Consider the following 21,287-nt stretch of genomic DNA (forward strand, 5'->3'; position numbering starts at 1 on the left):
CAATGAACAATCAACTTAGAAGAAAGAGGATCTCATGAAACGAAAAAAGTTACATCTCATCTATTTGCCGCTCATCGCCTTGATCATCCTGCTTCTTTCCCTAGGGCAGGCACTCCCATTTAACATAGAAAGCTCCTATTCTGTCCACGCAGAAAGTACAGCTGCTGCAGCGGTAGAGGGACAAAAAAAGAAGCTAGTCATGGGAACCTCAGCCGATTACCCTCCATACGAGAGCGTAGATGCCAAGAGCAGCGGTGAAATCGTCGGACTAGATCTCGATATTGCCAAGTATATCACCAGCCAGCTCGGTTATGAACTGGAAATCGCAAACATGGATTTCAATGGTCTTATTGCATCCCTCCAAACCGGACGCGTCGATTTCGTTATGTCTGCCATGTCCGCTACGGATGAACGCAGGCAAAATGTCGACTTCTCCGATACCTATTATGCTGCACGCAATACCATTGTCTCCAAAAAATCCGCACCGCTGGAAACAGAAAACTCTCTTTCCGGCAAAAAGGTAGGTACCCAGCTTGGCTCCACGCAGGATTTATATGCGCAAACCATCGAAGGTGCCGTCCTCAAGAAGCTCAATAAAATTCCTGATCTTATTCAAGAGCTGGGCTCCGGACGTATTGACGCCGCTATCGTTGAGGATGCCGTTGCGATCGAGATGACAAGCCTTAACCCAGATCTGGTCATGAACTTTCTGCCAGCAGAGTCTGCCGATAATGGCTATGCCATAGCATTTCCTAAGCAATCAACGATCGTGAATCAGTTCAATGGCGTGCTTGCAGAGATGAAAGCAAACGGCGAGCTTGATCGAATCGTACAAAAATGGTTTCCTGACGGAAGCTCAAAGTCTAGTTCCGGTCTGAACATCGACTTCAGCATTTTAAAGGACTATATCCCTTATATTTTGAAAGGCGTCTACGTAACCCTGCTCTTCACACTAGTTTCCGCACTATTCGGACTAGTATGGGGAACGGTATTGTCGCTGTTCAAGATTTCCGGTGTAAAGCCGCTCGAGTGGTTCGCGACCGCCTATACCTCTATTTTTCGCGGAACGCCGCTGCTCGTCCAGCTAACGATTATTTATTATGCAACACCGCAGCTGTTTCATTATGATATTCCTGCGCTGATGGCTGCTGGCCTTGCCTTTGGCCTCAACTCCGCCGCTTATTTGTCTGAAACGATTCGCGGCGGCATTATGGCCGTCGATAAGGGGCAGCGCGAGGCTGCTGTCGCGCTCGGGATTCCGTATCGCACGATGATGCTGCGCATCATTTTCCCACAGGCGCTTCGTACGATTTTGCCAGCACTTGTTAACGAATGTGTCGCTTTGCTGAAGGAGTCCTCACTCGTATCCGTCATTGGTGTCGCCGATCTAATGCGCCGCGCAGATGTCGTACGTTCCGACACATTCCGCTCCATTGAGGTGCTGCTGTTTATTGCCGCTATTTATTACGTGCTCGTGCTTATCTTAACTTCAATTGCTCGTAGACTTGAAAGGAGGCTGCGCCGCAGTGATTAATGTAACCGACCTTACGAAATCTTTCGGCAAAAATCAGGTACTTAAAGGCATCACAACAACGATTGAACGAGGAGAGGTGGTTGCGCTGATTGGGCCGTCAGGCTCTGGCAAATCTACTTTCCTACGCTGTATAAATATGCTGGAGACGCCAACCTCCGGTATCATTACGATTGATGGCACGCCAATTACTGATCCGAAAACTGACATTGCCCGCGTTCGTCAGCGCATTGGGATGGTGTTTCAGCATTTTCACCTATTCCCGCATATGACTGTGCTGGATAACATTACGTTTGCTCCCATCCAGGTCATAGGAATGTCGACTGAGGAGGCTAAAGGCAAAGCGAAGGAGCTGCTTGCCCGCGTAGGTCTCTCAGACAAAGCAGACAGCTATCCATCGCGCTTGTCTGGCGGACAGAAGCAGCGCGTAGCTATCGCTCGCAGCCTCGCGATGGAGCCCGACATTATGCTGTTCGACGAGCCTACCTCAGCGCTTGATCCTGAGATGGTGAAGGAAGTGCTGAGCGTCATTCGCGGACTCGCCCACAGCGGCATGACGATGCTCATCGTCACCCATGAGATGAAGTTTGCGCGTGAGGCTGCGGATACGATCTACTTCCTCGACCAAGGAAAGCTGGTTGAGCGGACGAAGCCCGAGCAGTTTTTCAGCAAGCCGCAAAGCGAGCGCGCAGCGCGGTTTCTGGAGCAGGTGCTCTAAACGCACCGTTCACGGCTTAGCAAACAAAAGCTTAAGCGCACACTAGTCGTTTATAGTCACAGGCTGCTAATTTACGTTGTAGTTTCTACAACAGATACCTTACATGAGGCTTAGCTAATTGAGCTACGTTGCAGTTATGCAGCAGATTGAATGGTTTTCGTCTCATTCGAGGTCATAATTGCTGATTCTATTGCATTTACTGCAGCGTAGACATTCGATCGGCTCTAACTAGGACATTCTACTGTAAAAACTACAATAGAATGCTCCGGCTAAAGATGAGGAAGAGCAATAAATACCTAAGCAGTCCACATCTGCTAACCATTCAAATCTAGCCTTCATCGTATACGCACGCAGTATAGCACACTGAGCTGAACATAGCTGGCAGCAAGCTGCTAAGCCGGATAAACGTTTGCTGCACGTAACAAATTCAAACAAAGCTCTGCGGCTCACCCAGCCGCAGAGCTTTCATTTTATTCGTTATTGCTTCGCAGCAACAAGCGACTCCATCTCCACACAGGCCATCACAAATGCGCCTACCCCGTGCAGATCGTTCTCGCAGGTCGGCCGAGTGACATAGCTTTCATAATCGCCAGCAGAAGTTCCGATACAAATATCCGGCAAAATAAATCCGCCTTGCTCGTCAAATCGCACCACGCTCACCAGTCCCGCGAACCCTCGCCTTGCAGCATTCAAGCCTTCCTCGCCAACAAGCCCAAGCTTATAAGCTCTTGCAAGCGTATAGACGAACAAGCAGGTGCAGGAGGTTTCCAGCCAGTTGTCCGATAAGCCGCCTTTGTCTACAATCTGATACCACAAGCCGCTCTCCGCATCCTGATAGTTGACTAGCGACCTTGAGAAATCAGCCTGCACGTCCTCAAGCTCCGAGCGTCCCGCTTCCCCTTCGGACAATTCATCCAGAAACTGCGCGACCGCAAGTCCATACCAGCCGAGCGAGCGTCCCCAAAATTCGGGTGAGCAGCCGGTCTCGGGGTCAGCCCATGACATCTGCCTGCTCTCATCCCATGCATGATACAGCAATCCCGTTTTCTCGTCCTTCATATATCGGCGCATCAGCTGCTCCTGATGCAGCGCCATCTCGCGCAAGCTTGGCTCGCCATAAGCGTTCGCATATTTCATTGCAAACACGCCGCCCATATACAAGCCGTCCAGCCACATATTATAGGCATACTTGTCCTTGTGCCAGAAACCGCCCTCCGAGGTGCGGTTTAAGGTCTGAAATAAGCTGCGCAGCTTATCCGCTGCTGCCCGATATTTGCGATCAGCACCCCGCTCATCCAGCCGGAACAGCAGCAGTCCTGCTTGCACCGCATCCAGCTCATCACGGGCAAACTCAAAATTTCCATAATCGTCCACTAATTTATCCACATAACGCTTAATATAGGCATCATAACGATCATCCCGCTCTGCCTGCCAGAGCATCTCCATTCCGCAAAGGAACACGCCTTGATGATAATGCCAGCGGCCAGCAGGCGGCAGCTCCTCCGGCAAATACGTGCTCATTAATGAATCACATGCCGCTCTCGCCCATTCCATCGGTGTCATTTTTTCTGTCTGAAGCATCATAGTCGAGCTCCTCCCTTTTGTTAGCCTTTAATTGAGCCCAGCATCGCGCCCTTGGAAAAATGCTTTTGCAAGAACGGATACACGATCAGTATCGGCAGCGTTGCTACCACGATAACGGCCATCTTCACCGTCTGATCCGGTGGCGGTACGGCTGCATCGAGATTTGAGCTGTAATCCATGCCGCTTGCAAGTACGACAATTTGGCGCAGCAGCACTTGAATCGGCCATTTCGCGCTGTCATCCAAATATAGAATCGCACTTAAATACGTGTTCCAATACGTAACTGCGTAGAATAAGGAAATCGTCGCAATCGCGGGCATCGAAAGCGGCAGCACGATCCGGAACAGAATGCCGAAATCGTTGCACCCATCAATTTTAGCCGATTCCTCCAGCCCTTCCGGAATATTTTGAAAAAAGTTTTTCATAATAATAAGGTTGAACGCACTGATCGCCGACGGAATAACAAGCGCCGCATAGCTGTTGATCAGCCCCATCTCTTTCACGACGAGGAAGGTTGGAATGAGTCCACCGCTGAACAGCATCGTAAATACGACAAGGAACATAATGGCTTTGCGTCCGTCGAGATCTCTTCGGGACAAGCCATACGCCATCAGGGCCGTCGTGAACATGCTGAATGCAGTACCAAACAGCGTAACACCACTTGAAACCGCCATTGCACGGAAAATCGTATCCGTCGAAAATATAAATTTATAAGCGTCCAAGCTCCAAATGGTTGGCACGAGGATGAACTTTTTCACCGCCATCTCGGCACTCGTCGTAAACGATCCAGCAACGACATGCAGAAACGGGAGCACCGTTACAAGCGCAATAATGGCGAGCAGTGTAAAGTTCACAATCTGGAAAAGCCGACCGCTGAGCGTTTTATCCTCTACCATGCAGAACCCTCCTAAAGTTTTTGTAGAAACAGCCTGCGTTAATAGACGCCTTCCTCACCCATCTTCTTCGCCAGCCTATTCGCTCCCATGACGAGCACGAGACCGATAAAGGATTTGAAGAAGCCAATGGCGGTGCTGTAGCTGAACTGTCCTTGCCTTAGCCCTGCCGTATACACGTAAGTGTCGATAATTTCGGCGACATCTCTATTCATGGAATTGATCAGCAGATATACATGCTCAAAGCCCAGCTCAAGCACATCGCCAATTTTCAGTATGAGCAAAATAATGATTACGCTGCGGATGGCAGGCAATGTAATATGCCACACCTGTCTGAGCCGCCCGGCACCATCCATGCGCGCTGCTTCATATAACCCGGGATCTACAGAGGCGATAGCCGCCAAATATATAATCGTTCCCCAACCCGCTTCCCGCCAGATGACTTGTAGGATGTAAGTAGGTCTGAACCACTCGGGACTGAGCAGGAAATTGATTTTTTCGAATCCAAAATACACAAGCAGCTCATTTACGATACCGCCGTCTGACGTCAGCATTACGAAGCTGATCGACACGATAATGACCCATGACATAAAGTGAGGCAAATAAACCAGCGTCTGGAACGTTCTTTTGAAAAATGATGTTCGAACCTCATTAAGCATAAGCGCCAATATAATCGGAACTGGAAAATAAAACAATAAATTCATGCCAAACAGCAGCAAGGTATTCGTCAAAATGTTCAAAAAATCAGGCTCGGTGAACAATCTCTCGAAATGCTTGAAGCCTACCCATTCGCTCCCGCCGAAGCCCTTGAACGGCTTATAATCTTGAAAGGCGATCGTAAGCCCAAACATCGGAATGTATTTGAAAATAATAAAATAAAAGATACCCGGCAGCAGCATGACATAAAGCAATTTGTTTTTCCATAAACGCTTCTTAAGCTCGCTTGTACGAGGCTGTGGCACCCTTGCCTGCTGAATAACCGTTTCCTGCATGTCGGTTCTTCCTTTCCACCGGAGGTTTTGGAGACTGCCCGAGATTTCGTGCAGCCCCCAACGCTTCACTGCTTTACTTCGAATGACGACCAATCTTTATTTTTTGTAAGCCGCATTAAATTCCTCAATAATTTGAGCACCGCCGCGTTTCTTCCAGTCCTCAACAGCCTTGTCGAACCCAGCTTTATCGATTGAACCATAAATATATTTGTAAGTAGCATCTTTAATCACATCTTGAAGCGGTGTACCCTTCTCTGTATATGTTGATGAATCAAGAGCTGCAGTTGGATCAGCGATCGCGATCTTCTCATTCTCAATGATAAGCTGCTCCGCATGAATACGTGCTGGAAGCTCATTAAGGCTCTCGTACATGCCGTTTGTTTCCGACTCTCCTACAACGCTGTCCTTGTAGCCCTTCACCTCACGCTCAATCAGCTCTTTGTCCGATGAAACTTTTGCTTGGCCATCTACTACTGTATAATGAGTGCCTTCAATACCCCAGAACATGACGTTCGCTACTTCAGGCGTCATCAGCTTATCGAAGAACGCCAAAATTTTCTTCAGCTCCGTTTCGTCTTTTATTGCAGATTTCGGGAACAGCACTACGTTGTTGTAGCCTGGAATAGACCAAGAAGCCAGCTGACCCTCCGGTCCGGCAACCATGCTATGCGTATCGACAACAGCTGTCGGCACGTTTTTGACTAGATCCTTCACCAAGGAATCCACATCCTGCATAGAGCCGATATAGACGCCCGCTTTGCCGCTTGTGAACATGTTTACCTGATCCGTCTTACTCGTCGCTGCAAAGTCCACATTCATCAATTTGGCATCACGAATTTTTTTTATATAATCCATCGTTGCTACATATTCAGGTGTCGTAAAATCAGGTACAAGCTGCCCATCTCTCTCGCCCCAGTTATTCGGTGTTCCAAACCAAGCAGATACGGTTTTGAACGCGCCGTAAATGAGATCATTGCGATCAGCCAAACCAACCGTATCCGGCTTACCGTTTCCGTCTGGATCACCAGTTGTAAATTTCTCCATCATGGCAAACAGCTCATCTTCGTTAGCCGGTGCAGCGATGCCCAGCTGATCTGCCCAGTCCTTGCGATATATGATGCCTTGACGCGCAAGCGGTCTGCCGATATATACCGAATACAGCTTGCCGTCGACCTTCGTATTGTTCAAAATTTCTTCCTTCAGCTTGCCAAGATTCGGAAACTCGTTTAGATAAGGCCCGATTTCCCAGAACTGGCCCTCGCGAAGCGCCTCCTTCATTTGGACGAAGGTTGCTTGATTTTTCAAATAAGTAACCTGCGGAAGCGAGCCTGTAGCAAAGGACGCGTTTAGCTTCTCTTCATAGCTGTCAGCTGGAAAGAACTGATAAGTCAGCTTCGTATTGGTTAGCTTTTCAATTTCCTTTTTGATCGTATCCGGTGGCGTCTCTGCGATGTTAAGTGGAAGCATAATCGTAATTTCGGTTGGCTTCTCCGGTTCTGCCGGTTTAGCTGTCTCTTCTGTCTTTGCACCGTTGTCATTGGTTGGAGCCGGCGAAGCATTTTTGCTGCCGCCATTATTATTACCCCCTGAACATGCTGCGAGCAATAAGCTAAACGTCAAAACCACGCTCATCAAAACCACCATCGATTTTCTCTTCATACAGCATTGACCTCCATCAATCGTTTTGGTTGCTACACCTCCAAGCTATCATCCCAAACGAGAGTGCCGATACAATCATTTGTACACATGAACACTGATTTCACGCCGATCTGAGCTAATGATTACTGCTGCTGTACATGACACCATGCGGAGGAATGGAAAGATACGCAGCACAAAAAGGGCGAAGATCGCTCTTCGCCCTTAAACTCATGTAATCCTATAGTTAGGATCGAGATGACATTAAGGTCACCGCTCCCGTTATTTCCAAGCTGAAATTTCTATTTTCTTATATTTGCGAACGAGCCTTCTTTCCAGCCTTTTGAAAAAACCTTGGTTCTGCTTCTCTTCCTGAATTTTACGCAGTCCTCTTATCAGCAAATGGTATCTCCATTCGTCATCATGGCCCAGCTTATGCACTTCTTTGAAGAAATCCGTTTTCATTTTTGTCACACTCCATGGCGCATTTTTTCAAATAATGGTAATGGACCTATTTTACAACAACAGTCTGTGCAAATTCTGAACATAATTCGATTTAGTTCGACACGTCGATGAATCTTTATACCTAACCAAATTAAAAAAACCTGTTTCTTTGTGCTCATTCCAATGAAAAACAGAACGGCCGTGCAGGATAAATATAGCCTGCACGGCCGCATTGAAATGGACTATTATTATTATTGCTTTATAAAATACGCATCCGTATACTCACTCATCATCATGCTCCCGCCGCTGCGCTTCCAGCGTTCAACCTCCTGATAGAAGCCTTCGGCGCTAATCTGCCCCAAAACATATCTATACGTTGCATCGGAAACGATTTTGTACAGCTCCATGCTCTTCTCGTCATATGTCCTAGATTCAAGGCCAATTGTCGGGTCCTTCACAATAAATTTTTCGTTGTCTGCGCTAAGTCGATCCGCGAGCTCCCACATGGACTCCTTCTCCGCGACCTTCAGCAAATTAGGGTTGCTAAGGTCAGCAATCATCAGTGAATAGAGCGCGTTTACCTCCGAGACTCGCAATTGCGAGGTGGCTTCGGGCAGCTGTACCTGTTCTCCATCCATTGTGTAATGCTTGCCCTCTATTCCATAGCGCATCAGATTGGCTACATCCTTATCCATCGTGCGGTCGAAGAAAGCAAGCTGCTCCAGCAGCTCCTCCTCCGTGCGAATCGCTTTTTTGGAAAATAAATAAAGCCCGTTATAATTAGGAATTGACCATACACGGTAGCCCTCTGGCCCCTGCATACGGTTCACCAGCGTAAATCGCGCATCGGGGTTGATCTGCTTCGCCTCATCTGACAGCCGCTGCACGTCGGTCATGCTCCCGATATAAACGCCTGCGGCCCCGCGTATAATTTTGTCCCGCTGCATTTCCTTGCTCGTAACTGCAAAGTCCGCGTTCATCAGCTTCTCATCATACAACCGCTTCATGAAGTTCATCGTGTCCATATAAGATGCTGTTTCAAATTCCGGAACTACCGCCTTGCCCGCGATTCCCCAGTTGTTAGGCGTGCCAAAATAAGAACTCAACGTCTTAAAGGCACCAAATACCAAATCATTGCGGTCAGCTAGTCCAACCGTATCCTGTCTCCCATTTCGATCAGGGTCATTCAGCGTAAATTGCTTAATCACCTCATACAGCTCTTCGAGTGTTCCCGGCTTGCCAAGCTTTAGGTTATCCAGCCAGTCCTCCCTAATGATAATGCCTTGTCTTGAGGATGGCCTTTCCGTATAGAGTCCATATATCCGCCCTTCGATCGCAGCTTGCGCCAAAATGCCTTCATCCAAATGCCGCAAATTCGGAAACTGCTTCAAATAAGGGCCAATCTCCCAAAAGGATTCGGAGCGAATCGCATTTTTCACAAAAATATAATCGGTATGCTTCACGAAGGTTGCCTTCTTAAGCGAGTTGGTGGAAAGCGCCGTATTCATTTTATCCGTATAAATACCGTCGGGAACCCAATTGATTTCAAGCTTCGCATTCGTAAGCTCTTCAATTTCCGCAATAATTTCCTCGCTTGGCGGATGAGGAAAATGCAGCGGCGCCATAATCGAAATCGTCGGTCTGGTGCTGCTGCCCCCCTGCTCTTGTGAAGCTGATGCGGCGCAGGAAGCACACAAAAGGAGAATAAGAAATACAGCGAGAATACGTCCGCTACTATGCAGTCCTGCTTGACGTGAACGGTTGCCCATAGGTATCCTCCTTGTTTAATCAGCCTTTTTTCTTCATAATCTAAGGAACTGATTATCTATCGTCCAGATGATTATTGCTCAAAATGTATGCGTTTACTAAAATAAAGCTATTGCTCTCTCAATTCTTGATAAGGTGTTGATGGCTGTGCGATCCTTAACTTTTCTAAGCAAGATGACGATATTCGGATTTCTGCTCAGCACGCTTCCTGTTATTTTTATCGGCAGCTTTTCCTACGTGACTTCTACCAAAGAAATCCAGAAAAATGTAAACGCAGGGAAAATGCAGTTGATTATGCAAATCAACTCAAATGTAGAGCAGAAACTAACAACTGTCAACCACACGCTGAATCAGGTCATCAACTCGACGGTTCTGAAAAAAGCGATGAACCAGCCGCTCACCGTAAACGAATTTGTCATGTATGACGATTTGCGAAGCGAGATTCGGCATATGCAATCGTTTGACACAAAGCTGGAGGATGTTGTGCTGATCAATGATCGGCATAACTGGATGATCAAAAACTCCGGTCTATATGATTTTGAGCACTATGCTTATTATGAGGAGCTTGCCAGCTTGATGCAAGAAAGCGAGAGCACCTCTTGGGTACTGAACCCATCCAGCTGGTTTTATAGCGAGGAGGCCGCAGGAAGTGCCGCTTGCAGCTACAGCATCAGTCTAGTTAAGAAGCTCCCTACCAACGGACTTGAGCATTACGGCTTGGCGCTTGCCAATATTCCGACCTGCAGCCTAGAGGAATTGCTCGAAAATGAAGGCGACCCCTTCTCTAATATGATGATTTTGGATGATCAATTTCGCATTTTGCTGCATCACGATCAGTCGTTGATTGGCAAGCCCTTAGCGGAGAGCGGCTTACACATGGAGCAGCTTACAGATACATCAGGCCAGTATACGGCTGCGATCGATCAACAGAATTATTCAGTTTCCTACTATCGCTCCGAGCTTAACGGCTGGATCTATTTGTCGACGACCTCCATTGCCAGCATTACGAAGGAATCGACTAAAATTGGCGCGTACACGCTCTATATATGCCTGTTTATGGTCATGCTGAGCATGCTGCTTGCTTGGCTTGTCTCTCGCCGCATGTACTCCCCCATTCAGCTCCTGCTGAATCAGATCGGTGAGCGGCTGACTGATATTCAGAAACGGAAAACGAATGAATTCCAGGCCATTGGCGAGCGTGTTACACATTTATTCCAATCAAAATCAGAGCTGGAGAAAGAGGTTAGCCAGCATATCCATCAGGTCCGTACCTTCTTCCTGATGAAAGCCTTCCAAGGAACAGCTAAGCAAAGTGAGATCCCAGAGAGACTGGTTCAATTCGGCTATAAGCGGCAGCTGGAGGAGTGGAGCACGATGGCTGCCATTACGCTGCAAATCGATTTCAGCGACAGCAGCCGTTATTCAAAAAGCGATTCAGAGCTGCTGCTATTCGCCGTGCACAATATGATTGAGGAGCTTATTCCTGCTGAGCAGCGCCTCTCGCCGGTCATCATGGATCAGACTATCGTGACGATAATCGGCAGCAGCGAATCTGACCTAGAAGCGTTTCACACGGCCAAGTACGCCCTAACCGAGCATCTTCAGCAGCAAATTACGAGCTATCTCAACGTGCAGGTCAGCATAGGCATGAGCTTGCCGTTTCATTCCTTCTCCGCGCTTGCCACTGCGTACAGGGAAGGTCTGGAGGCGCTGAAGCATCGGATCAAATTAGGCGAGGGCATCATCATTCAGTATGAGAACATCAATGAAGGCAATCACTATTTAAATCTGAATTATCCAGGGCAGATTGAGAACGAGCTTATGGATGCCATTAAGCTGGCGGATAAAGACAAATCGAAGGAGCTGCTTCGGACCTTTTTGCAGGCGGTATTTGCCGTAGAGCTGTCCCCCCAGGAATACCAGATCCCGCTGGCTCGGCTGCTCAATAACCTACTGATCGTCATGCAGGAATCCGGAGTAAGCTTGAATCAGATTCACCCCATGAAGGGCTCGCTGCTCGAGGAGCTGCTGGAGCTGCACACGACTACAGAAATTGACGACTGGTTCTGGACTAAAGTCGTTTATCCGATGATCAAGATTTTCAAGGATCGCCAAGAGGCGCAGTATCATAACATTTCCGAGAAAATCATTGATCTCGTGCAGCATCAATACGATACCGACCTTACGCTGGAGGAATGCGCTTCACGCCTTCATTATAATGCCAATTATTTAAGCAGCGTGTTCCGCAAGGAAACCGGCCATTCCTTTAGCGAGTATTTGTCGATGTACCGTTTTAAAATGGCTAAGAAATGGCTTGCTGAGAGTGAAATGCCGATCAAGGACATTGCTGCCAAGCTTTGCTATAATAATCCGCAAAATTTTATTCGCTCCTTCCGCAAACAGGAAGGCATCACGCCTGGTCAGTATCGCTATAAAAAACGCGGTGAATAAACCGATAATAAAGAGTAGATATTTTTTCGAATCATACTTTGCTCTTCAATATGACTGGGAGGCTAGACGCATGCTGCAACGACCGTCCAAGGAAGAATATATGGCCTATTATGAGCAATATGTTGCATTAGTAGGAGACGAACCGCTAATTGATACACTTGCAAAACAGCTGACAAGCACGACTGAGCTGCTCTCTGATATTCCTGAGCAGCAGTCAAATTTCCGCTATGCAGAAGGCAAATGGACGCTTAAGGAGGTTATTGGGCATATCTCAGATAACGAGCGCGTCATGAGCTATCGCTTGCTTCGCATCGCCCGCGGCGATAATACACCGCTTGCTGGCTATGACCAAGACCAATTTATGAGCGGCTCCTCGTTCCAGGACTGGAGCTTATCCCAGATCATTGAGGACTATATATCCGTTCGAAAGGCAACACTCACGCTGCTGCGCGGCTTGTCCGACGAGGCTTGGCAACGCATTGGCTCAGCTAATGGCACAGAGATCACAGCTAGAGCAATAGCATATATCATTGCAGGGCATGAGCTTCATCATTGGAGGATCATTCAGGATAAATATTTGGGTTAATAGATTGTCGAAGCCGCTATTGCAAAATATTATATATGTAAACCTACCGTTATGATAAAATAGTTAACATATATTATTTTAGCATAAGGGGCGGTAACGGGATGACGATTCGATTGCGGGGGCATCATCTGCTTTGTTTACTCGGTTACCGAGGCATGGGCTATTCTGATGATTTCTGCACCAATATGACGATCATTTATGAGACGCTGCGCACCAGCCCCCATACCGAGGTTGAGATTGTCATCGGTCCAGACGATGTATGCAAAGCTTATCCGCCAGATAAGGCCTACCACTGTGAAGGCACGGTCTACGGTTTAGATGCGGCTGTGCTTGCAAAGCTTGGACTGAGTGCAAATGAACGCGACAGCTGGCAGTCCATATGCAGCCGCGTTGCAGCTACAATGGTGCCTGAGGATATTAGCCGGCTCTGTACCACTTGTCCGTGGGAGAAATACGGGGTCTGCTCGGAAGGCGTCGGTCTCGTTGTCAACGGCCAGCCGCTGCCTAAGGTAGGCAGCTAACTGCTAGAGAGCGGATTAGTAGCCTAGTTCGTTAGAGCATTATTATTTTAATCACTGCTGAGCAGACGTTTTTTTGAGCCCTGTCGATCATCGATCAGGGCTCTTTCTTTTGTTTCGAGACGGGGTCCAGCGCAGCGTACGCTGCACTTTGTGCAGTAGATTTGCTGCTGCTGCACTGACTGCTCGCGTACACTGCACTATATACAGTAGATTCCTTGTTTTGAGGCATAAATCGTTCGTTTGAAGCTACTTCTGCTGCAAAAGTGCAACGTAGCTGTTCGAATTGACTCCTATGTGAGATTTCTACTGCAAAAGGTGCAACGTAGGCTTTTGTCAGAAGCAATAAAGTATTACACTGGCTCCAACAAAAAGACAGCGGCAGCCATGGACGAGAAAATAAAGTCCTAGACTACCACTGTTTTATTGAGCTAACGTTCCTTGTTAGCGTAATGACAAATGATACGATTCACTATTATTAATGGTAATTAATTGATACTGTGAAGAGCGTGAAGTGCATCCTGTTTATCTTTTAAAAAGAATACCTGCTTGCCATTGTTACACTCATAAATAAAATCCTTCAAACTCTTGCTGTTATACTCAGCGAATTCTCCGACAATAGCGAGCTTAACATTGTAGTTCGCATATTTCTGCAATACATCACCAGCAAGTCCAGTCTTTAGCTCGAAGAAATCCTCAGTTATGTTCGATTTGTTAATCATTATTTTATTGCAACCATTGTTGTTGTAACTAATAGAAGCCATTAAATCCAATGCATCTTGAACATCGTGTATTACGATATCAGAACTATCTACAATTGCGACCATAGAATTACCATTTTGGTCGATAAATATATTCATTTTTATACCACCTTTCATTGATAAGATGCTTTAATCGAGCTAATTCGTCAAACTTACTAGGTTAACCTTTGGGCAGAAGAATCTGCTGCATGCCATTCATATAAGGCTGAAGCGCTGCCGGAATACGGATAGAGCCATCCTCCTGCTGATGATTCTCGAGGAGTGGAATGAGAATACGCGGGCTTGCCACTGCCGTATTGTTGAGCGTATGGCAAAACTTTAGCGAGCCATCCTTATCTCGGTAACGGATATTCGAGCGACGCGCTTGAAAATCGTGCAGGTTCGACGACGAATGTGTCTCCCCATAGGCTCCACGGCTCGGCATCCACGTTTCAATATCGTATTGCTTATATGTTTTTTGCGACATGTCGCCGGTACATACCGCCATGACCCGGTAAGGCAGCTCCAGGCATTGCAGCAGCTCCTCGGCATTCGCCGTTATTTGCTGCAGCAGCGCCTCCGATAGCACAGGATCAGCCTTGCATAGAATGACCTGCTCCACCTTAGCGAACTGGTGAACTCGGTATAGCCCATGAACATCCCTGCCCGCCGAGCCAACTTCGCTGCGGAAGCAGGTCGAAGCCGCGGCCAGCTTGATTGGACGATCCGCGTCTATGATTTCATCTGCGTAATAGGCAACCATAGGCACTTCCGAGGTGCCGACCAGCCATTTATCCTCATTCGCAATTCGATAGGTTTGGTCTTCCCCTAACGGGAAAAAGCCTGTATGGTTCATCGCTTCCGTCCGAACCATCAACGGCACATCGAGCAGCGTGAAGCCTTTTTGCAGCAGCATATCAAGGGCCAGCTGCTGCACCGCCCGATGGAGCAGCACACCCGCTCCCTTCAAATAATAGTTGCGGCTGCCCGCTGTCTTTACGCCCCGCTGAACATCAACCATATCGTGGAGCTCGCCAAGCGCCATATGATCCCTCAGCTCAAAACCAAAGATTGGTGCTTCGCCTATCCGTCTTTGCTCCACATTATCGGCATCCGAGCGGCCCTCTGGCGTATCCGGCGACACGATATTCGGAACTAGCGCGAGCAGCTCTGCCGTTTTGCACTCCGCTCTTGTCAGCTCTGTTTCTGCAACGGCTAGCTTCTCATTCGTTTCCTTTACCTTCTGCTTCGCCTGCTCCACCTCTTGCTGCGGTGCGCCCTGCCTCACCAGCGTCCCGATATGGTTCGACAGCTTATTGCGCAGGCTCCTTAGAGCCTCAACCTCCTGCAACAGCGAGCGCCGTTTCTCATCCCATTGCAGCAGCTCCGTAATCGAAATGAGTATCCCTTTCTGAGCGGCTACCTTCTGCACTTGTTCCTCATTTTGCCTGATCCATTTCATGTCCAACATGACACCACGCTCCTTTTTAATAGAAAAACACAAAAAACGCCCTCATCCCTATATGGGACGAGGAGCGTTTTTTACTCGCGGTGCCACCCAAATTGACCAAACAGACAAGCTGTTCAATCCTCTTTGCTCCGCGATAACGGGCGGACCCGGTAAACTTAGGGGGAGGTGTCTTCCTCCCCTTGACGAGAACGCCTCCGAGTTGGATTCTCTTCACTGGCGTGATCCGATAATTAATTTTCTAGTACTATAGCATATGAATCAGTAAGAAAACAAGTGCGAATACAAAAACATGCTATTCAACTCTTACTTTAGAGCATATAAATATTTCTTCATACTCCGATTTCACTCTGTAAGGACGCATGCGTCCTTACAGACCACATCCTAATGACTTTGGAGCTTACAGCTATCTTTCGGGCTCACCCACACTCCGCTTGCAGCCATCTTTTACGTTCACACATACGCCTACTTTTCTCAACCTCAAAATCGCAATACTCTGTATCACAAAGTATTACCAATCAATCCCCTCCTGCTCATACGCTTTATCGACTAACTCACCTTCTTTTATCTCCCATACATTCAGCAACCATTCGACAGCGAAAAGTGACTTTCTATAAATATATGGTTGAAAATACTAAAATACGTTTACATTAATAAAGGGGTTGACCTCGGGATGAGACGAGTTTGGCCCTATTAAAGGAGGATCATCATGTGGAACGATATGACAACGATAAGAAAGGTCAAAAGCAATAGGAAGGGCTTTACCACCTTCGCCGCTTTTGGCATTGCCATGACCTTATTGGCAGGCTGTGGGCAGACAGGTACCAGTAATATGGGTGATAGCTCTAATGTAGACGCTGCTGTCATCACACCGCCAGGTTCAAGCGACGGAATGAACGCACAAATAGACGAGAATAATCCCTATGCGGCGGCAGGTATTAATAATCCAACAGCTTTTGTAAAAATGTTTGAGATCGCTAAAGCAGCAATTGCCGCTGATGAAAAGAAGGCTGTTGCGGAGCTTGTCTTGTTTCCACTTCAGGTAAATGGAGAAAATCCTGTTAAAATTACGTCCAAGGCGGATTTTATAGAGAAATACGACCAAATTATAACCCAATCCGTAAAGGATGCTCTGGCTGCTCAGAAGGTAGAAGATTTATTTGTTCGCGATCAAGGTGTCATGGTTGGAGACGGCGAGCTGTGGTTCGGAGCATCAGCCGAGGAGCCTCAGGTGTATGGCATCATTGCCGTTAACCCTTCCTAATAAGAAGAAGCGACTACGTCGTCCTTGTCTAAGAACAAGAAGTTTCTCGCAAAAATATAGACGGAGAATAAATGTGAAACTTATACTTTCCTATATTTGAAAAAAACCAGTCCTCACCCGAGAACGGAGTGAGTGGCTGGTTTTTTTTGTTCCTCAAAATCAAGTCTGCTAAGAGCTCGCAAGCGCGTTTCGAAAGGCTAAAATATATTTGGATTGATCCAGCGGGCTAACTCCTCGTCTTTCACGCTCTGCATGCACATCAGGAGGACATTCACGATAGCCCGCGAAGAAGGTCGCCAAAACTCCCCTGCCCTTGGTCAGCGAACCAAACCGCGCTGGAAAATCGAGCGAGGTTGCAACTGGCAGCGTTCCTTCAATTTCCATTCTCTCCTGCCTGACAACTGGCGTGTCAAACTCACCACGCATGAGAATGAGCTCATTCATCAGCTTGCCCCCATTCTCCTCCGGTACAGAGAGACGGAACGAGAGCATCGGCTCGAGAAGCTTCACTCCTATATGTGACAGGCCATCCATAATGCCCATTGGCGTAGCAAGCGCGAAGTCAAGCGGATGCGTATGCCATACATGATGCTCTCCCTCAATGAGCGTCACCTTCAGATCCGTGACCTCCCAGCCAAAAAGCCCCTGCTGAAGCGCTTCCGGCACACTTCTAGCAACCTCGTTCTGATAGCGGTCAAGCAGCCGCTCTGAGCGAACGACAGAGCTGTAGGTTAACCCGCTGCCGCGTTCACCAGGCTCAATAAGAAACCGCAAAATCGCCCAGCACGGCTTCGGCATCGTATAAGCAATAAAACCCTCTCCTGCCTGTGCTGGCGTTTCTTTATAAATAACGGAAGGCTCGCCAAAGCCGGCCTTCAAGCCGTAGCGATGGTTCAGCAGATGAGTCAGCACCTCAATTTGTATAGGTCCCATTACTTTCACATGGAGCTCCCGCTGCTCCTGCAGCCATTGCAAGCCAAGCAGCGGGTCCTCATCCGCCAGCTCCTGCAGCGCGGCAACGACAGCTGGATAATCGGCCTCACTGCTCCAGCGCACCTGAACCGTTAGAAGCGGCACCGCCAGCCGTGTCTCTCCGGGAACATAGTCGGCACAGCCGATAATATCGCCAATACGCGCCTGATTCCAGCCGCAAACAGCAGCGATATCGCCTGCCTCCAGCAATCCGACATCCTCTACCTTTTGCCCATCGATTTTGCGAATCTGTGTAATCTTCTCCTCAATCTGCTGTGTCTTATTCACAATAGAATCCCGATTCCGGATGGCACCGCTGTATAGGCGCACATAGGCGATTCTACCCATCACCGAATCACGCTCGATACGAAAGACGACTCCGGATACAGGCCCTTCCACGACATTTTCCGGAGGTGGCAGCAGCGCAACCATCGCCTGCATAAGCGGCTCAATGCCAATCCCTCGATTCGATGCGCCAAACAGAATAGGAAACAGCTCTCTGTTCTTTGTAAGCGCTGGCAGCATTTGCTTCAGCTCTGCCCTAAGCAGCGTCCCGTGCTCCAAGTAGTGAAGAAGAAGGGATTCGTCTCGCTCAGCAACTGTTTCCTCAAGCAGCAGCAAATACGACTGCCATTCCTCCCGCTGGCTGTCATCCTCAAGTAAGTTGATTAGGCCGCTAAAGCTGTCCTCTACACCGTTTGGCGCCTGTATCGGCGCAGCCAAGGGAGTTAGCAGTCGTCTAATTTGCCGCATTGTACCTAGTGGATTGGCCCCGATTCGATCGAGCTTGTTCACGTAGATCAGCGTTGGAATATTTCGCTCCCGCAGCGCATCCCATATCACTTCGGTCTGCGCCTGTACGCCCTCAACCGCAGATATAATCAGTACTGCGCCATCCATCACACGCAAGGAGCGCTCTACCTCGGAAAGAAAATCGACATGTCCCGGCGTGTCCACTAGGTTAATCGTAATTCCCTGCCACGAGAACCTAGTTGCCGCCGCGCGAACAGAAATCCCTCTGGAGCGTTCAACCTCCAAAAAGTCAGTCTGCGCCGTGCCAGCATCGACACTGCCCAGTGAGCGAATACGACCGCTGTGAAACAGTATTTGCTCAGTCGTCGTCGTCTTTCCTGCATCCACATGGGCAAAAATTCCGATATTTCGTATATTTTGCGAAGCGTTAGATGCCATTTTGCATATCTCCCCTACTCACTCTTCCTTTCCTTATCGTAACTCTGAATGCGCTATACAGCAAGGTGAAACGGCTGTAGCCGTCCTTTAGTAGCGCCAAAGCGTTTCATTTCAACAAAAAACGACCTATCGGAAAAATCGCCCGATAAGCCGTTCATTAGTAAGTAGATATGAGTCTTAACCTTGGTGAGACGCTTCAATTTCAATCGAAACCTTCACTTCGTCGCCAATGAGTACGCCGCCTGTTTCTAGAGCAGCATTATAGGTTAGTCCGTAGTTGCTGCGTTTCAGGCTGCCCGTCGCGCTAAAACCGACTTTTTCATTGCCCCAAGGATCTTTGCCCGCACCTTCAAAGGTGACAGAAAATGTCTCGGAGCGTGTTACACCATGCAGATTCACGTCGCCTATAAGCGCATATTCACCTTCATCTGTTTTTGTAATCGCTGTTGATGTGAAGATTAGAGAAGGATGTTTCTCAACTTCAAAAAAATCAGCACTCCGAAGATGTGCATCACGATCATTGTTGCGTGTATTCACGCTGTTTAGATCGATCGTAATTTGAATATCTGCTGAAGTCAGATCATGAGCGTCGGCAACGATGTTTGCTTCAAAGGCTTGAAAAGTACCTTTAACCTTTGCTATCATCATATGCTTTACTGAGAAATCAATGCTGCTGTGCGTAGAGTCAACCGTCCATTGTGATTTTGCCATTTTAAAAAAACCTCCTATTATTATATGAATGTTTATAAACTTACTTTTTATAATTAACTAACTTTTATTTTGTATATACACATACTATTGTACCGACACAATTTTGTCAATTCTTTTTTAATACGAATAATCCGCAGCAGTCATCATTTACTTTCCTATATTTCAAAAAAGAAGAGGCACCAGCAAAGTTAAAAATCACTTCACTGACGCCTCTTCTCTTACTCCTTGCCTGACTGCACCCTTTAATGTTAGCTATGCAGAACCGCAGTCTGCTCCTTTGAATCGCGCTTGACCAGCGCATGCTTCTCCCACGCTTTGCTGCGCCAGCGGAAAAACATAATAAAAGCACGCAGCCATTCATCCGCCGCGATCGCAAGCCAAATGCCTGCAAGGCCCAGCTCCAGCTGGAACACAAAGAAATAACCGAGCGGAAGGCTCATCGCCACCATTGAAAACATACCGATCCAGAGCGGATACTTCGCATCCCCTGCTGCACGGAGCGAGTTCACAAGTATAATATTGATCGTACGTCCCGTCTCCAGCACGATACTGAGCAGCAGGACGTTAATTCCAAGACGAATAATTTCCTCGTCATCGGTAAATATGCGCATGAGCGGCTCACGGAAAACAATGACGAGCAGAACCGCAATCAAGGTTACACCGCTTGCCCAGCGGACGCTTTTCCAAACCCGATAATACGCCGTCGTTGGTTCACCAGCACCTACCAGCCTGCCAACGATAATCGATGTACCCATTCCGATTGCAAATGCAAATAAATAAGTAAACATCGAAATACTGTTTGCATAGTTTTTGGCCGCTAGCGAGGCTGCCCCAAGATAGGTGGCATAGTATAAGAAAACAATTTGGCATGCCTGGTACATGACTTGCTCCAGTGCAGACGGAATGCCGATTTTCAAAATTTTAGATACATACTCTTTAGACAGGTTAAAGTAGTAATGAAGCTCTACTCTCACCGACATAATGCGGTACAGCATCCAGAAAAATACGACGAGCGCGAGCCCACGACTAATCACGGATGAGAGCGCAGCGCCTTGAACACCCATTTCTGGAAAGCCGAAATTGCCAAATATGAGTAAATAATTGCCTATAATATGCACGATGTTCATGCCTAGCGATACATACATCGCTTCCTTCGTAAATCCATGTACACGAATAATTGCCGCGATTGAGTTAATGATGGCCTGCAAGAAAATAAATCCGCCTACGATCGACAGATAGCTTTTGGCATGTACTAATATTTCGCCCTGCAAATTCAACGTCTGCAGCAAATGTCCGCCAAACAGAACAAAGGTTAAGCTGAGAAGCAGCCCTACTGCCAGATTGAGCGTTACAGCAAGCGCTGATATTTTAGCCGCCTCGACAAACTTGCGTGATCCAATATATTGTGCTACCACAATAGACGCCCCGTTGCCGATCACCTCAAGCAGCAAAATTGCAATATGCAAAAACTGATTCGATGCTCCGACTCCCGATACTGCATTATCCGAAATCGCGCTCAGCATCAACGTATCTGCAATACCCATAAACATAAACAAAGAGATTTCCAAAAAAATAGGCCATGTCAGAAAAAATAAATTAATACCCTTCTGCTCCTGCTGCCCTTGTCCATTACCGGCTGTTGCCGTACTCATGATGTCACCTTCTTCTAATAGGTAAAGTAAAGCACAGGTATCTTAGCACATTGATAGGTCTAATGCACGCAAGAAATACGATTTACACAAATAAAATGTATCTCTTCCTATATATTAAAAAAAGACTGAACCCTTGTCGTCGAAACGACTTTGGAACAGTCTTTCTCTTT

General features: G+C 47.6%; 17 protein-coding genes. 6 read left to right on the top strand and 11 right to left on the bottom strand.

All coding sequences use genetic code 11. From position 1 onward, the window contains the following. Positions 1–34 precede the first annotated feature (34 nt). Together MHI37_RS29750 and MHI37_RS29755 are read left to right on the top strand one after the other, a co-directional pair. The gene (locus MHI37_RS29750; protein ID WP_076335592.1) at positions 35–1,534 is read left to right on the top strand and encodes an ABC transporter substrate-binding protein/permease; all 1,500 of its coding nucleotides are present in this window, start codon (positions 35–37) and stop codon (positions 1,532–1,534) included. After that, entirely contained in the window at positions 1,527–2,249 is a 723-nt protein-coding gene (locus MHI37_RS29755) for an amino acid ABC transporter ATP-binding protein (protein ID WP_076335593.1), read from the top strand. The genes MHI37_RS29750 and MHI37_RS29755 overlap by 8 nt, the downstream gene beginning before the upstream one ends. A 477-nt stretch (positions 2,250–2,726) precedes the next feature. Here MHI37_RS29755 and MHI37_RS29760 read toward each other — a convergent pair whose 3' ends face one another. The 6 genes from MHI37_RS29760 to MHI37_RS29785 all read right to left on the bottom strand — a co-directional run bounded on the left by MHI37_RS29760 (position 2,727) and on the right by MHI37_RS29785 (position 9,566). Continuing rightward, a complete protein-coding gene (locus MHI37_RS29760; protein ID WP_076335594.1) occupies positions 2,727–3,833 on the bottom strand; it encodes a glycoside hydrolase family 88 protein in 1,107 nt (368 codons plus the stop codon). A gap of 20 nt (positions 3,834–3,853) precedes the next feature. Next, entirely contained in the window at positions 3,854–4,729 is an 876-nt protein-coding gene (locus tag MHI37_RS29765) for a carbohydrate ABC transporter permease (protein WP_076335595.1), read from the bottom strand. 38 nt (positions 4,730–4,767) lie between these two features. Beyond that, the gene (locus tag MHI37_RS29770; protein ID WP_076335596.1) at positions 4,768–5,718 is read right to left on the bottom strand and encodes a sugar ABC transporter permease; all 951 of its coding nucleotides are present in this window, start codon (positions 5,716–5,718) and stop codon (positions 4,768–4,770) included. 96 nt (positions 5,719–5,814) lie between these two features. Further along, positions 5,815–7,377 carry an extracellular solute-binding protein gene (locus MHI37_RS29775; RefSeq protein ID WP_076335597.1) on the bottom strand — a complete coding sequence of 521 codons (1,563 nt, stop codon included), beginning with the start codon at positions 7,375–7,377 and terminating at the stop codon, positions 5,815–5,817. 258 nt (positions 7,378–7,635) lie between these two features. Further along, complete coding sequence (locus MHI37_RS29780) at positions 7,636–7,818, bottom strand: hypothetical protein (protein ID WP_076335598.1); 183 nt, start codon at positions 7,816–7,818, stop codon at positions 7,636–7,638. A gap of 230 nt (positions 7,819–8,048) precedes the next feature. After that, entirely contained in the window at positions 8,049–9,566 is a 1,518-nt protein-coding gene (locus tag MHI37_RS29785; RefSeq protein ID WP_076335599.1) for an extracellular solute-binding protein, read from the bottom strand. A gap of 145 nt (positions 9,567–9,711) precedes the next feature. Here MHI37_RS29785 and MHI37_RS29790 point away from each other — a divergent pair, with 145 nt between their 5' ends. The 3 genes from MHI37_RS29790 (at position 9,712) to MHI37_RS29800 (ending at position 13,122) form a co-directional block, all read left to right on the top strand. Next, positions 9,712–12,015 carry a helix-turn-helix domain-containing protein gene (locus MHI37_RS29790; RefSeq protein WP_083676111.1) on the top strand — a complete coding sequence of 768 codons (2,304 nt, stop codon included), beginning with the start codon at positions 9,712–9,714 and terminating at the stop codon, positions 12,013–12,015. Between the two features lie 70 nt (positions 12,016–12,085). Continuing rightward, positions 12,086–12,601, top strand: a complete 516-nt coding sequence (locus tag MHI37_RS29795; RefSeq protein WP_076335601.1) for a DinB family protein — start codon at positions 12,086–12,088, stop codon at positions 12,599–12,601. A 101-nt stretch (positions 12,602–12,702) separates the two neighbouring features. Beyond that, positions 12,703–13,122 (top strand): DUF1284 domain-containing protein, encoded by a 420-nt coding sequence (locus MHI37_RS29800; RefSeq protein ID WP_076335602.1) that lies wholly within the window; start codon positions 12,703–12,705, stop codon positions 13,120–13,122. A 485-nt stretch (positions 13,123–13,607) separates the two neighbouring features. Here MHI37_RS29800 and MHI37_RS29805 read toward each other — a convergent pair whose 3' ends face one another. Beyond that, on the bottom strand, positions 13,608–13,979 hold the full coding sequence (locus tag MHI37_RS29805) for a DUF4180 domain-containing protein (protein ID WP_076335603.1): 372 nt from the start codon (positions 13,977–13,979) through the stop codon (positions 13,608–13,610). Positions 13,980–14,040: 61 nt separating this feature from the next. Further along, positions 14,041–15,330: a serine--tRNA ligase gene (gene serS / locus MHI37_RS29810; protein WP_076335604.1), complete on the bottom strand. Its 1,290-nt coding sequence runs from the start codon at positions 15,328–15,330 to the stop codon at positions 14,041–14,043. 706 nt (positions 15,331–16,036) lie between these two features. Here serS and MHI37_RS29815 point away from each other — a divergent pair. Further along, positions 16,037–16,591 (top strand): hypothetical protein, encoded by a 555-nt coding sequence (locus MHI37_RS29815; RefSeq protein WP_076335605.1) that lies wholly within the window; start codon positions 16,037–16,039, stop codon positions 16,589–16,591. Positions 16,592–16,759: 168 nt separating this feature from the next. Here the strand turns inward: MHI37_RS29815 and MHI37_RS29820 are convergent, their stop codons facing one another. The 3 genes from MHI37_RS29820 to MHI37_RS29830 form a co-directional block, all read right to left on the bottom strand. Beyond that, complete coding sequence (locus MHI37_RS29820) at positions 16,760–18,754, bottom strand: TetM/TetW/TetO/TetS family tetracycline resistance ribosomal protection protein (protein ID WP_076335606.1); 1,995 nt, start codon at positions 18,752–18,754, stop codon at positions 16,760–16,762. A 177-nt stretch (positions 18,755–18,931) separates the two neighbouring features. Further along, positions 18,932–19,465: a YceI family protein gene (locus tag MHI37_RS29825; protein ID WP_076335607.1), complete on the bottom strand. Its 534-nt coding sequence runs from the start codon at positions 19,463–19,465 to the stop codon at positions 18,932–18,934. Between the two features lie 248 nt (positions 19,466–19,713). Beyond that, entirely contained in the window at positions 19,714–21,117 is a 1,404-nt protein-coding gene (locus MHI37_RS29830) for an MATE family efflux transporter (protein WP_076335608.1), read from the bottom strand. Positions 21,118–21,287: the final 170 nt, after the last annotated feature.

Origin of the sequence: Paenibacillus sp. FSL H8-0548 (assembly GCF_038630985.1) — a bacterium.
GTDB lineage: Bacteria > Bacillota > Bacilli > Paenibacillales > Paenibacillaceae > Pristimantibacillus.

What these genes read in the sequence shown, in the direction of transcription:
- MHI37_RS29750 (WP_076335592.1), top strand. Translation starts at nt 35, where the DNA reads ATGAAACGAAAAAAGTTACATCTCATCTATTTGCCGCTCATCGCCTTG.
- MHI37_RS29760 (WP_076335594.1), bottom strand. Translation starts at nt 3,833, where the DNA reads ATGATGCTTCAGACAGAAAAAATGACACCGATGGAATGGGCGAGAGCG.
- MHI37_RS29765 (WP_076335595.1), bottom strand. Translation starts at nt 4,729, where the DNA reads ATGGTAGAGGATAAAACGCTCAGCGGTCGGCTTTTCCAGATTGTGAAC.
- MHI37_RS29770 (WP_076335596.1), bottom strand. Translation starts at nt 5,718, where the DNA reads ATGCAGGAAACGGTTATTCAGCAGGCAAGGGTGCCACAGCCTCGTACA.
- MHI37_RS29775 (WP_076335597.1), bottom strand. Translation starts at nt 7,377, where the DNA reads ATGAAGAGAAAATCGATGGTGGTTTTGATGAGCGTGGTTTTGACGTTT.
- MHI37_RS29780 (WP_076335598.1), bottom strand. Translation starts at nt 7,818, where the DNA reads ATGAAAACGGATTTCTTCAAAGAAGTGCATAAGCTGGGCCATGATGAC.
- MHI37_RS29785 (WP_076335599.1), bottom strand. Translation starts at nt 9,566, where the DNA reads ATGGGCAACCGTTCACGTCAAGCAGGACTGCATAGTAGCGGACGTATT.
- MHI37_RS29795 (WP_076335601.1), top strand. Translation starts at nt 12,086, where the DNA reads ATGCTGCAACGACCGTCCAAGGAAGAATATATGGCCTATTATGAGCAA.
- MHI37_RS29800 (WP_076335602.1), top strand. Translation starts at nt 12,703, where the DNA reads ATGACGATTCGATTGCGGGGGCATCATCTGCTTTGTTTACTCGGTTAC.
- MHI37_RS29805 (WP_076335603.1), bottom strand. Translation starts at nt 13,979, where the DNA reads ATGAATATATTTATCGACCAAAATGGTAATTCTATGGTCGCAATTGTA.
- serS (WP_076335604.1), bottom strand. Translation starts at nt 15,330, where the DNA reads ATGTTGGACATGAAATGGATCAGGCAAAATGAGGAACAAGTGCAGAAG.
- MHI37_RS29815 (WP_076335605.1), top strand. Translation starts at nt 16,037, where the DNA reads ATGTGGAACGATATGACAACGATAAGAAAGGTCAAAAGCAATAGGAAG.
- MHI37_RS29820 (WP_076335606.1), bottom strand. Translation starts at nt 18,754, where the DNA reads ATGGCATCTAACGCTTCGCAAAATATACGAAATATCGGAATTTTTGCC.
- MHI37_RS29825 (WP_076335607.1), bottom strand. Translation starts at nt 19,465, where the DNA reads ATGGCAAAATCACAATGGACGGTTGACTCTACGCACAGCAGCATTGAT.
- MHI37_RS29830 (WP_076335608.1), bottom strand. Translation starts at nt 21,117, where the DNA reads ATGAGTACGGCAACAGCCGGTAATGGACAAGGGCAGCAGGAGCAGAAG.